General features: G+C 42.9%; 14 protein-coding genes. All 14 read right to left on the bottom strand.

Annotation, left to right across the window (positions count from 1 at the left end; all coding sequences use genetic code 11):
• Nucleotides 1-189: 189 nt before the first annotated feature.
• Nucleotides 190-1698 (bottom strand): amidophosphoribosyltransferase, encoded by a 1509-nt coding sequence (purF, locus tag V6259_RS06115; RefSeq protein WP_133011406.1) that lies wholly within the window; start codon nucleotides 1696-1698, stop codon nucleotides 190-192.
• 78 nt (nucleotides 1699-1776) lie between these two features.
• Complete coding sequence (locus V6259_RS06120) at nucleotides 1777-2310, bottom strand: CvpA family protein (protein ID WP_133011405.1); 534 nt, start codon at nucleotides 2308-2310, stop codon at nucleotides 1777-1779.
• A gap of 75 nt (nucleotides 2311-2385) precedes the next feature.
• A complete protein-coding gene (locus V6259_RS06125) occupies nucleotides 2386-3003 on the bottom strand; it encodes an SPOR domain-containing protein (RefSeq protein ID WP_341583749.1) in 618 nt (205 codons plus the stop codon).
• On the bottom strand, nucleotides 2997-4253 hold the full coding sequence (gene folC, locus V6259_RS06130; protein WP_341583750.1) for a bifunctional tetrahydrofolate synthase/dihydrofolate synthase: 1257 nt from the start codon (nucleotides 4251-4253) through the stop codon (nucleotides 2997-2999). Before folC ends, V6259_RS06125 begins: the two co-directional genes overlap by 7 nt.
• A gap of 4 nt (nucleotides 4254-4257) precedes the next feature.
• Entirely contained in the window at nucleotides 4258-5121 is an 864-nt protein-coding gene (gene accD / locus V6259_RS06135) for an acetyl-CoA carboxylase, carboxyltransferase subunit beta (protein ID WP_133011402.1), read from the bottom strand.
• Nucleotides 5122-5154: 33 nt separating this feature from the next.
• Nucleotides 5155-5961 (bottom strand): tryptophan synthase subunit alpha, encoded by an 807-nt coding sequence (gene trpA, locus V6259_RS06140; protein WP_341583751.1) that lies wholly within the window; start codon nucleotides 5959-5961, stop codon nucleotides 5155-5157.
• Nucleotides 5958-7169, bottom strand: coding sequence for a tryptophan synthase subunit beta (gene trpB, locus V6259_RS06145; protein WP_341583752.1), 1212 nt, complete (start codon nucleotides 7167-7169; stop codon nucleotides 5958-5960). Before trpB ends, trpA begins: the two co-directional genes overlap by 4 nt.
• Nucleotides 7159-7779, bottom strand: a complete 621-nt coding sequence (locus V6259_RS06150) for a phosphoribosylanthranilate isomerase (protein ID WP_133011399.1) — start codon at nucleotides 7777-7779, stop codon at nucleotides 7159-7161. The genes trpB and V6259_RS06150 overlap by 11 nt, the downstream gene beginning before the upstream one ends.
• Nucleotides 7763-8587, bottom strand: a complete 825-nt coding sequence (gene truA, locus V6259_RS06155) for a tRNA pseudouridine(38-40) synthase TruA (RefSeq protein WP_341583753.1) — start codon at nucleotides 8585-8587, stop codon at nucleotides 7763-7765. The genes V6259_RS06150 and truA overlap by 17 nt, the downstream gene beginning before the upstream one ends.
• On the bottom strand, nucleotides 8580-10802 hold the full coding sequence (locus V6259_RS06160) for a FimV/HubP family polar landmark protein (RefSeq protein WP_341583754.1): 2223 nt from the start codon (nucleotides 10800-10802) through the stop codon (nucleotides 8580-8582). Before V6259_RS06160 ends, truA begins: the two co-directional genes overlap by 8 nt.
• A gap of 145 nt (nucleotides 10803-10947) precedes the next feature.
• Nucleotides 10948-11670: an EAL domain-containing protein gene (locus V6259_RS06165; RefSeq protein WP_341583755.1), complete on the bottom strand. Its 723-nt coding sequence runs from the start codon at nucleotides 11668-11670 to the stop codon at nucleotides 10948-10950.
• A gap of 258 nt (nucleotides 11671-11928) precedes the next feature.
• Nucleotides 11929-12258, bottom strand: coding sequence for a putative quinol monooxygenase (locus V6259_RS06170; RefSeq protein WP_341583917.1), 330 nt, complete (start codon nucleotides 12256-12258; stop codon nucleotides 11929-11931).
• A 131-nt stretch (nucleotides 12259-12389) separates the two neighbouring features.
• Nucleotides 12390-12680 carry a type II toxin-antitoxin system RelE/ParE family toxin gene (locus tag V6259_RS06175; protein ID WP_341583756.1) on the bottom strand — a complete coding sequence of 97 codons (291 nt, stop codon included), beginning with the start codon at nucleotides 12678-12680 and terminating at the stop codon, nucleotides 12390-12392.
• On the bottom strand, nucleotides 12673-12957 hold the full coding sequence (locus tag V6259_RS06180) for a type II toxin-antitoxin system ParD family antitoxin (RefSeq protein WP_341583757.1): 285 nt from the start codon (nucleotides 12955-12957) through the stop codon (nucleotides 12673-12675). Before V6259_RS06180 ends, V6259_RS06175 begins: the two co-directional genes overlap by 8 nt.
• Nucleotides 12958-13061 lie beyond the last annotated feature (104 nt).

The following is a 13061-nucleotide window of genomic DNA, read 5'->3' on the forward strand; positions in this document are numbered from 1 at the left end:
GCGCAGAAGAAGTGAAGAAGAAGCATCACACTCTTCTAGCGCTTACCACTGATAATCGGCTGCACATAGGCATTCGCCACCTCCACGCAGACCGGCCTTTGAATGTATTGGCATTTACGTCAATTAAAAACAACAAAGCCAGGCATGAGACCTGGCTTTGTTTTATGCAACGACAATAGCGAGCTATTTTTACATAGGGTACATCATGTCATTACTAGAAGCTGTCTCGACGGATGATTTCTTAGAATCATTACGAGCGCTTTCAAGACCTTGAAGATAAGACTCAGTGATGTCTCCAGTAATGTACTTACCATCAAATACTGAAGTATCAAATTCACGAACATCAGAGTGCTTTTCGTCAACACAAGCTGCAATCAAATCGTCCAAATCTTGGAAAATCAATTTGTCAGCACCGATTAATTCACAAATCTCATCAACATTGCGATCATTGGCTATCAGTTCAGTCACCGCAGGCATATCAATACCATACACATTAGGATGACGAACTTCTGGCGCGGCAGAGGCGATGTACACTTTCTTCGCACCCGCTTCACGTGCCATTTCAATAATTTCTTTACTCGTGGTACCACGAACGATGGAATCATCAACCAACAGAACCGTTTTGTCTTTGAATTCAAAAGGAACAGGATTCAATTTTTGACGAACAGACTTTTTGCGTATTTCCTGCCCTGGCATAATAAAAGTTCGACCGATATAACGGTTTTTCACCAGACCTTCACGGAACGGAATATTCAACGTTTGGGCTATTTGCAATGCAGCCGTACGACTGGTATCTGGAATCGGAATGACCACGTCTATGTCGTGATCTTTCCATTCACGGCGAATTTTCTCCGCTAAACGATCGCCCATATTCATACGGGCTTTATACACTGAAATACTGTCGAGTACAGAATCTGGGCGAGCAAAATACACATACTCAAACAAACAAGGACGTGCGACTTTTTTTGGCGTGCACTGACGAACATGAACATTGTGGTGCACATCAAAGAAGATGGCCTCACCTGGCTGAATGTCACGTTCTATTTTAAAGCCACCTGCATCGAGCGCCACGCTTTCTGACGCCACCATGTATTCAATACCGGTCTCAGTTTGTTTAGAGCCGTAGATCAAAGGGCGAATACCATCTGGATCACGAAACGCTAAGATACCGTAACCAGTAATCAGCGCCACAACCGCATAACCCCCTTCAATTCGCTTATAAACACGCTCTAGCGCATTGAAAATATCTTCTGGCGTTGGGATAAGTTTCCCTTCCGTATGAAGCTCATGAGCCAGTACGTTCAACAACACTTCTGAATCAGACGTTGTATTTACATGACGAAGATCAGATTCAAACACCTCTTGTTTCAGCTTCTTCGTGTTTGTTAAATTGCCATTGTGGGCAAGAGAAATACCGTAAGGAGAGTTAACATAAAAAGGCTGCGCTTCTGCTGAGCTAGAAGTACCCGCGGTTGGGTAACGAGCATGCCCAATGCCGATATTACCCTGAAGCTTTTTCATGTGACGCGTACGAAATACTTCACTAACCGGACCATTGTCTTTGCGTAAGCACAAACGACCATTATGGCTTGTTACCATTCCTGCTGCATCTTGTCCGCGATGTTGAAGCAGAGTTAACGCATCAAAAATAGCTTGGTTGACCAGGGACGTGCCAACGACACCAACGATACCACACATGTTCTAGATCCTCGTGTTGGGGAAATTGTGTTTATAAACACAATAAAGGTTCTTCATTTTTTGCTGCTTTATAAGCAACTAATTTCCAAGAGCACGATCTATGAGAGACGGACTTATCATGTCCGAACTCTTGCCTAACATATCTCGTGTCCAGTCTTTCAAAAGTACTAACTGAGGAATCAATTGTGATGACTTCCAAAGTTCTGTTTTTTCTATTGCTGGGCTCAAACTCAATAATGAAACAAAAGCCACAACCACTAAACCGCCTCGTGCAAAACCAAATACCATTCCTAATACCCTGTCAGTACTAGAAAGGCCAGTTACTTGTATCAAAGAGCCAATCAAATAACTCGCTAATGCACACACCACGAGACTCGCAACGAATAAAGAGACAAAAGAAACGATATAGCGAATCTGGTCACTTTGAACCTGATCGACCAATAAAGCCTGCATATTGTCAGAAAACTTAACCGCAACAACAAATGAGACAACCCAAGTGACTAGCGATAAAACTTCTTTTACAAATCCCCTCTTTAGACTTAACAAAGTGGAAATAAGAACGACGGCAATGATAAGCCAGTCTAACGTTGAAATTGAATTTACAGTGTCCATAATGACCCTATTAAAAGCGCGCCGAAGTTTAACAGAAGGTATAGATAATCCAAATACCGAAAAACAAAACTCGTATTAATTTTCAGAAAATCTCACAACAATCCCTTTTAGGGAAAATTTCTTCTGGATATTGCTTTGGACTTTTTCAGAGGTATCTCGGTCTAATTCAGGGCCAACAAACACTTTAAATAATGAATTTGTAGTGACGCTATACGCTGAGTAATTTGCTTTTTTTAGCTTATCAACCAGTCTTTTTGCATTATCTTCTTTTGAGAAACTGGCGATCTGAACAGTCCAACGACCAGAGGGCGTAGCAGCAGGTTTTAATTTGACTTTTGGAACACTTTTTTGCACCACTTTCACTGCTGGTGCTGGTGCTGGTGCTGGTGCTGGTGCTGGTGCAACGTTGTCATTTTTAGTCGCTGGCACAAGACTTATATCTTGAGCCGATTTCGCAACCGTGTTATCCGATGAAATAGCGGCCACATCACTTTTACCTGAATCAGGTAGTGCATCTAATGACTGCGCCGGTGCAATTTTCACATCAGGAAAGATGGGAGGTTTACTGACTGCCACTTGAATATCGAGCTCAGGAGGACGTTCACCATCTAGAATTTGTGGCAAAATAATCGCTGCTGCCACAATCATAATCCCTGCCCCAATCAATCTATAAGTCATCTTTTTATCTAACATTGTGCTTCCTTATGTTTGATATGAGCAAGATAGTCAGTCACAGTAACAAAAGAACCAAAAACAATAATCGGGCGATTTTCTTCTAATGCGCGACAAGCAGCAACCTCAAAAGCCTCAGCAATGCTCGAATACTCATTCGCAACAATATCATGCAACCGCGCCAAGACTTGACCTAGCTCTTGTGCTTTTGCCCCTCGAGGGCCACCTAAGTCAGCTAAATACCAAGAAGAAAACTGATCACAAAGCGTTGTCATAACACTATTAATGTCTTTATCTTTTAGCATGCCACACACAGCAATGGGCTTAACACCAAGCTGTGACACTCGTTTCGCCAATTCACCAGCCGCTTCCGGGTTGTGAGCGACATCAATGTAAATTAAAGGACTTTCATTTACTTTTTGAAAACGCCCCGTTAATTCAGCAGTCTGAAATAATGCTTGCAGATCAAGTAGCTCAAGATCAAACCCCATATAGCTCAACACAGCGACCACGGTTGCTGCGTTCTCCAAGGGCAAATTAGGTCGTGGTAAATTAGCAAAGACCTGATTGTTACCCGTCCAAGACCATTGATCCCCATTGATTTGGTAAGAAAAGTCTTCCCCTTTCTGACGTAAGTCTGCACCTATCATCACAGCAGTCTGAGCCAGACTACGAGGAGGATTTACGACACCACTAATCAGCAGTTTATCTTTACGCGCAATCCCTGTTTTCTCACGAGCAATCACCTCAATGGAATCGCCCAGCCAATCCGTATGATCAAGCGCAATGGAAGTCACGACAGCCACATCGGTATCGACCATATTGACCGAATCCAAACGACCACCCAAACCCACTTCTAACACCCAGTAATCTAGGTCTGCTTGTGAAAAAATCCACAACGCAGCCAAAGTGCTGAATTCAAAATAGGTTAATGGCGTATCGCCACGAGCGGCTTCAATCGCGCTAAACGCCTGACAAATGATTAAATCGTCACAAGCAGTATCATTAATGGCGATACGCTCATTGAAATCAATAAAATGGGGAGAAGTATACGTGCCAACCGAATGGCCTTGGGAATACAGATACTGGGTCAACATAGCACAGGTTGACCCTTTACCATTCGTCCCAGCGACCGTAATAATTTTGCCTTTCGGTCTCGAAATGTTTAATTTTTCTAAGACTGAACTTCCTCGTTCGAGACCTAATTCGATCTCGGAGGGGTGTTGGCTTTCGATGTACGAAAGCCAACTATCTAACGACGTTGGCGTCATTTATTTAGGCTGCTCTGTTAGTCAACAATGACAAGATATTGAATAAGCGATCGCGCATTTCTTCACGTCCGATAATCATATCAAGCGCTCCTTTCTCTAGCAAAAACTCGCTACGCTGGAAACCTGCAGGCAGTTTCTCACGCACTGTTTGCTCGATAACACGAGGACCAGCAAAACCAATCAAGGCATTTGGCTCAGCAACATTTAGGTCGCCTAGCATAGCAAGAGAAGCGGAAACACCACCAAACACAGGATCTGTCATAACAGAAATGTATGGAATGCCTTCTTGTTTTAGACGTTCAAGACCCGCACTGGTTTTGGCCATTTGCATCAAGGAAATTAAAGCTTCTTGCATACGAGCGCCGCCACTGGCTGAGAAGCAAATCAATGGGATGCGTTTTTCAAGACAGACATTGACAGCCTGAATAAAACGTTCGCCAACGATAGCGCCCATAGAGCCGCCCATGAAGCTAAATTCAAATGCCACAGCAACAACGGGCATGCCATTTAGAACACCTTCCATTGCAACCAACGCATCTTTTTCGCCTGTTGCTTTTTGCGCAGCCGTAATACGATCTTTATAGCGTTTGGTGTCTTTGAACTTGAGCTTGTCTTCAGGCTCAAGGTGAGCACCGATTTCAAAACGCCCTTCTTTATCCAAGAAAATATCCAAACGACGACGAGCACTGACTCGTAAATGGTGACTACATTTTGGACAAACGTCTAAATTTTTCTCTAATTCAGGACGGTAAAGAACATTGTCACACTTAGGGCATTTTTTCCAAAGGCCTTCAGGAACAGAACCTAATCCGCGTTTTGATTCGCTACGTACAAGCGACGGTACAAATTTGTCTAACCAGCTACTCATTTAACTCTCCATATCTCTGTTTACAGCTGCCGCTTAAGCATCCATTTCTGTGCGCATAGGCGCTAGAATGGCTTGCAAAGCGTCAGCGATATATTCTTTTGGCTGATCTTTATTTTCAGCAATGGCATTTACCAAAACACTACCAACAATAACACCATCAGCACACTTACTGACAGCGGAGGCTGTTTTCGCATCGCGAATACCGAAACCCACACCAATTGGAAGCGATGTAATTTCACGCAATGAATCGACGTGTTTTTGAACACTATCCACATCCAGTTCAGCCGTACCAGTGACACCTTTTACCGATACGTAATACACATAACCGGAAGCCAGATCACAAATTTTCTTAGCTCTAGCCGGTGTTGTTGTCGGCGCTAACAAATAAATCAGGTCAATCTCGTTTTGGCGGAAGCATTCTACTACATCTGTCGCCTCTTCTGGAGTCAGATCGACTAATAAAATGCCGTCTACACCCGCTTCTTTCGCAGAATTTGCAAAAGCTTGATAACCAAAGAACTCAATTGGGTTCAAATAGCCCATCAAGACCACTGGCGTATGAGAGTTTTGTTTACGAAATTCAGCAATAATAGCCAATACCTTTCGCACACTGGTGCCAGCCGCTAAACTACGCTCACAGGCTAACTGAATAACCGGACCATCTGCCATAGGATCAGAAAACGGCATACCAATTTCAATCACATCAGCGCCAGCATCAACCAAACCATTCATCATGGTAACCGTATGTTCTGGCGTTGGATCACCTGCGGTAATATAAGGAATTAATGCTTTTTTACCTGTTTTAGCTAGATCCGCGAAACACTGTTTGATTCGGCTCATACTGTAATCCCATCCAATTCAGCAACCGTCATAATATCTTTATCACCTCGACCTGACAGGTTGATCACAACAATCTTGTCTTTTTCCATTGTCGCCGCTAATTTCATACCATAAGCCACCGCATGGCTTGATTCTAGCGCCGGCATAATACCTTCTAGGCGTGTCAGATCATGAAAGCCATCCATCGCCTCATCGTCATTGATCGCAACATAATTCGCACGACCAATGTCTTTTAACCACGCATGCTCTGGACCCACACCTGGGTAATCCAAACCTGCAGAAATAGAGTGCGTACCGATAATTTGACCATCATCGTCTGCCATCACATAAGTACGATTACCATGAAGCACACCAGGACGACCTGCTGACAATGGCGCCGCATGACGACCTGTTTCTATGCCATCACCACCGGCTTCTACGCCATACATAGCCACACCGTCATCACCAATGAATGGATGGAACAGTCCAATCGCGTTAGAACCACCACCAACACAGGCAACCAAAGCATCAGGCAATCGACCTTCCTGCTCCATGCACTGTATTTTAGCTTCACGACCAATCACGGACTGAAAATCTCGTACTAATTTAGGGTACGGATGAGGGCCCGCTGCGGTGCCGATAATGTAGAAAGTATCGTCTACATTACTCACCCAATAACGCATTGCTTCATTGAGCGCATCTTTCAGTGTTTTGGTACCAGACTCAACCGAAATCACTTCAGCGCCCAATAGCTTCATACGATAAACGTTCAGCTTCTGACGACGAATATCTTCCGCCCCCATGAACACCTTACAATTCAACCCAAGACGAGCCGCTACAGTGGCAGAAGCCACACCGTGCTGTCCGGCGCCGGTTTCAGCAATAATATTAGGCTTACCCATGTGCTTCGCCAATAAGGCTTGGCCAATGGTGTTGTTGATTTTGTGCGCGCCCGTATGGTTCAAATCTTCACGCTTAAGGTAAATCTTAGCGCCACCGGCTTTTTCAGTTAATCGCTCAGCAAAATACAATGGAGAAGGACGACCAACATAATGGGCTAAATCCTTATCAAACGCGGCTTGAAATGCAGCATCCTGAGACAACTCTTCGTACATTTTTGTTAAATCATCAAGTGCAGACATTAACGTTTCAGAAACGAAGACTCCACCATACTGACCAAAACGACCATGCTCATCCGGCAAGGTTTGATCTATATCTTTATTGCTCACGTTTTGCTCCACTAATAAATTGTTTTACTTTTACCTTGTTCTTTAAGCCTTTGGACGCCTCAACACCACCGCTAACATCCACCGCATAAGGAGCAACTTGCTCAACCGCATGGGCAATATTTTCAGGTGTTAAGCCACCCGCCAAAATAACCGGCAAAGGTAAGTTGTTTGGAATCAAAGTCCAATTAAACACTTCCCCCGTACCACCCGGTACTCCCGCTTTATAGGCGTCTAATAAAATGGCATTGGCCGACAAATACGTTTGCGTTGCCGCTAACAAATCATCGCCCTCTTTAACCCTTAATGCCTTTATATAGGGACGATTATAAGATAAACACTCTTTTTCTGATTCATTTCCATGAAATTGAATCATCCAACGAGAATGACCTGAGATTACTTCGTTAATTTCATCACTTTGAGCATCCACAAAAAGCGCTATTGGCACAACAAAGGGAGGCAATTTAGCAAGGATACCATTGGCTACTTCAGGATCGATATAACGAGGGCTTTTTTTATAAAAAACGAAACCCAGAGCATCCGCACCATATTCGCAAGCGGTAAGCGCGTCCTCAAGGTTAGTAATTCCACAGATTTTAACGCGACAAGGCATACTCTGGCTCTTCTACATAAGGTAAAAAATGCGGACCTAATGGTCGCGAAGGGACATTGAAATGATCAGGGTATTCAGCATCAACAAAATACAAACCTGTTGGCGGTGCTGTGATACCACCTTGAGTGCGATCTTTAGCATCTAATACTTGTTTCGCCCAAGAAATGGGCTTCTCACCCGCTCCAATGGTCATCAATACACCCGCAAAATTGCGAATCATATGATGCAAAAACGCATTGGCACGCACATCAAGCACAATGTACTGACCCAATTGTTGAACTGAAAAATTCAAAATGGTTCTCGTGGGCGTATTGGCTTGGCAACCAATGGCACGAAAGGACGTAAAATCATGAGTTCCCAGAAAGCACTCTGCGGCTTGCGCCATTGCGCCAACATCTAGCGACTTGTAAGTCCATGTAAGACCCGAAGACAAGATAGCAGGACGCAGAGCCGTAGGATAAATGACGTAGCGATAGCGACGACTAAGCGCACTAAATCTAGCATGAAAATCATCATCAACGTACCGAGCTGCGACCACCGCAATATCAGAAGGCAGATGCGTATTCGTGCCTAACGTCCAAGAGCGCTCACTGCGCTCCTCATCTGTTTCAAAATGAACCACTTGCGAACTGGCATGAACACCAGAGTCTGTTCGACCTGCGCAAATAACGCTCACTTTGTGGTTTGCAATCACACTCAGTGCTTTTTCTAAATTCTCCTGAACAGTGGGTACATCGTATTTTTGTGCTTGCCAGCCTTTATAGGCTGAACCATTATATTCTACTAACAGGACAACTTTTCTAGTCACTTGGGAACATCCGCTCCATCATACTTTTTGCGTCGGCAATTTGTTTTTCATTGCCCGTGGATACAACATCTTCAAGTATAACACGCGCACCCTCATCGTCACCCATATCCATATAGGCACGAGCAAGATCAAGTTTAGTTGCCACCTCATCTCCGCTGGCATCGAAGAAATCAAACTCTTCTTCGTCATCGTCAACCTCAGCACCCTCTGCTGCTTCTTCTACACCAAATGAAGGTACTTCAATATCCGTCATATCATGCTGCGCTTCTGCTAATGTTTCTTCGATAGTGGACGCTAAAGATTCGTTTGGCGTTTTATCGAACAAAGCAGACTCATCAAGATCATCCTGCTCATCATCATTTAGCAGACTTGAAACAAAGCTCTCTTCTTCACTAGGTTCATCCACGTCTTGTATGGCAGTATCGGCCTGGATCGTTTCAGTTTCTGTGGCATCCATTTCAGGCTCTACCGTTGGAACATCCACTTCATCTTCAGGAACAGCTTCTAATTCTGACTCAAGACTTTCAAAACTGTCATCCAAATCTTCAATATCATTTTCATCCGACAACTCATCCATTTCCACGTCTAAAGACGCAAAAGGATCTTCTAATTCATCATCCTCAACACCATCATCTTGTGGTGACGTCTCTTCAGGGATAGACAAGTCTTCAGCGAAATCAAACTCTTCTTCATCTAAATCCAATGAATCTGTTACTTTATTCATAGATTCAGCTTTATCACCCACTGCATCATCAACAGGAAAGTCAAAAGGGTCTTTTAAAGAGTTTTCTTCGGATTCATCATCATTATTAATGGCAACAGCCGCCGCCGCTCCGGAAAGCGCCGCAGGAGCCGCCAAATCAAATTCATCTGCAACTGGCTCAATCTCTTTCTTCTTACCTAGGCGACGCATCAACAGCCCACCTAAAAATCCGAATAAAAGCATGACGACCGCAGCAATAGAGACAATGATAGGATTGCCGAAAATTTTATTCACAAGAGAATCAGCTTCAGCCTTTTCTTTCGCTCTTCGCGCCTGATCCGCTTCTAGAAGCTGATCAACCGTATTTTTCTGTTCTTGTAGAGACTGCTGTGCGCTCGCAAACTGCTTCTCTAGCTCCGCCATTTGCTTATCTTTTAAACTGATAAGTTTTTGCAGCGTATCCAGTTGTTTATTCAAATCGCCAAGCTTGCCTGAAAGATCTTCTTTCTCACGCTTCTCTTTATCTAATGACTCTTCAGCGGAAGAAAGTTGCGATTTAAGATTGCTAACACTCTGCCCTTGACCTGCATTTGAGTTGGCATTATTTTCTGGCAAAGCACTTTGACCAGAAGATAAGGTTAATTTATCCGAGTCGGAGACCGGCGATGTAGCCGCGCCTTTTGCTTTGGCTTGAGTGTTCAACTGAGCGCTTGCGATTTTTGAACGACTTGCAGCCGCACTTTTAAGCGCCATCCACGCACTGTGCTGACGATTAAATTCTTTTTGAGAAAGGGACTTATTGAATAGAGCAATTTGCTGCTCAGTAGGCAATCGTAATACAACACCCTCTTTGAGCAAATTAATGTTATTTGAATAAAAAGCATTTTTATTTAATGCCTGAATCGCCATCATAGTTTGATAAATATTTAAGCGGTTCGATAAGGTATTTTTGTCCGCAATTGACCACAGCGTATTGCCTTTCGCCGTAAACATATTACCGCGCGAAGCCATTTTATCCGCTGATGCCGTCGCACCACGAAACACCGAACTTGAAGAGGTTTGCGCAGAAGTAAGTTTCGTCGAACGGACGAGTTCTTCTTGCGACTTATCGACCAAGGCAGATTGATTCAGTGGCGTTTGATACTCACGAACCACTTGCCCACTAGGCCAACGAGCAGCCAATACAAAATGTAATTCTTTATCTTTTATCGCTTTAACCGAGGTCACATCAATGACAAGGTCTTTACCATTACTCGCACGTTTCACATCAAATTTTAGCTGAGATAAGTCCGTCGCAGGTTTGAAGCCAGCCTGCTGGAATTCACTCTCACTTCCTAAGCGAACTAAAATATCTTCTGGCGTGAGCTGACCATAATCCGACAATTCAATCTTGCCTCGATATGGTTCATCTAAGTTTGATTGAGAGGTTAACTCGCCCAGTTCCAATGCGTAGCCGTTTGACACATAAAATGCACCAGCAACGGCCAGACTAATGAGGGTTTTCCTGAGCATAATCGTCCCTTTTATTTTAAAATGGCGTTAAATTCTAATCTAAGTATCTTACACGGTTGAGTATTTATCAATAGCTTTAGAATCAATGGTTTGTCTTATAATGCCAGAATTGAATAATCGCCTAATTAGTCGACAATTTTAGCCTTTAGAAATAAATAAAGTTATCTCGATAAAAGAAGCCTTGCACGTAATCTACGCCAATCCGCTCAGCAAAAGCCAGATCTTCAGCGGTTTCCACACCTTCCAAAATAACTCGCTTACCGGTGACATGGGCAAACTCAATAATCTTTGAGACAAACACCATATAGCTCACATCATCTTGCATTTTAAGAACATACTTATCAAGCTTAATCCACTCCACCAACTGCATCACAGCCACAGATAACATGGACCTAGGATTACACAAATCGTCTAGCGCCGTACCTATCCCTAAATTACTAAAGGCCTCAATCATAGACAAACTCATCAAGGCATCATTGATCTCAGAGTTTTCAATCAACTCAACCACAACACGACCCTTACCAACCTGCTGAATAGCACCAAGAATTGGATTATCTGCCACCTCACCCCCGCACGCGTAAAACGCATCTTGATCCAGATTGACAAACACTTGATGTGCTTTAGGCATATTGCTCAATTGTAAGCATTTTTGCGCGTATTCCACCTGATACAAGGACAAGGGATTGTCATGCAAAGAGGCATAGACAAGATCTGGACGAATCGCCTTACCCGCCACATCATAGAATCGAGACAACGCCTCATAGGCTACTATCTCATTGGTATCTATCGCTACAATAGGTTGATATTCCACCCCAAACCTCTGATGCTTAATCAGATCCAACAACACACTATTCGACAAATCAAACACTCACAGTTTCCTTTTTAAAGCTAACATTTACTGCAGAGATAATAATTCTCATTAACATAAAAATAAAGCATGAAAATAAAACATAAAAATAAGCACAAAAAAACCCCGCGTTAGCGAGGCTTCTTTTGTATCAATAACTTAGATGGTGATTATCGGGTAAGGAAAAACCACAACAACCCCTCCCTTCCGGACGATGCCCGCCGTATGATTTAGGTGTATACATTTTACACAACGACATTATTGATTAATCATTAAAGCTTATTTTGAAAAGCCACCAAGAGGCTTTAATAAAAGTGGGGCAAGTGCAGCATGCTTCTCTCTAAGCGCCATCGGTAAATTACCTAAATGAACCATTCTTGTTGGCGTAGCCGCTGCAATCCAACGCTCCGCATGTGCATTCCAGTTTTCAATATGAATATAAGATGCCTCAAGATCTTTAAAACGCTCGTAGACCATAATGTCACCAGCATCAGAGATGTAGTACTGATAGTTTAACGTACCCTCTTCAGTTAAGGCTCTGTTAACCTGTGAGTTCATCACCTCTTTAAAATTTTCAAGTTGGCCTTCGTTCAGTTTAGCTTCTACTATCTGTAATAGCTAAATAGGATTCTGTTGTGATACCCCACCTTATATCCCTAGTTGTTTACTTCTGGATTTAACCTGTTGAATTTAAATTAAAAAATTTAATTTCATGTGATTAAAATCTTACCAAAGTAAGATTAGAAGTGTTTTGATGGATCCATACGCTGATGAAGAATACGGGCAACATCAATACCACTTTCACTAATTTGATAAAAGACAATATGCTTCTCTACGGGAAAGCTTTTAGCGCCGTCATAAACATCGCTTCTTTCTCTACCAAAATCAGGGTATTGAGCTAACTTCAATAAGGCAGCATCGATAGTTTGAGCATACACCTTTGCCTGTGCACTTCCCCAAGATTCAATAGTTGATGAAATTATTTTGAATAAATCGACTTCAGCTAAAGGAGATAACCTATAGCTAGGCATTGGTATTATCGCTCGCTGACTTGCTAGCGACTGATAGAGAAGCTTGTTCAAATATTTCCATTACACTGTGCTTTGACGATTCGCCAGCAGCTAGCTGCTCGAATCCTTTAGCGACTTCTTCTCGTAATATTTCAAGTTGCTGATTTTTAGCAGCGTCTTTCTCAAATAAAAGTCTCAAACCATCACGGATCACTTCACTTGCTGAAGTATATAAACCATCAGATACTTTCTCTGTGATCCTTCTTTCGAACTCTTTGCCTAAAGTAATATTCATCATTAACACTCCAACCATTCATTAATCACATTATGCGCATGATATGCACATAATTCAAGTTTGATGATAGAAAATAAAAAAAGCCCGAATATCGCTATTCGGGCTTT

The organism is Marinomonas sp. TI.3.20 (genome assembly GCF_038155025.1).
Classification (GTDB): domain Bacteria; phylum Pseudomonadota; class Gammaproteobacteria; order Pseudomonadales; family Marinomonadaceae; genus Marinomonas; species Marinomonas flavescens.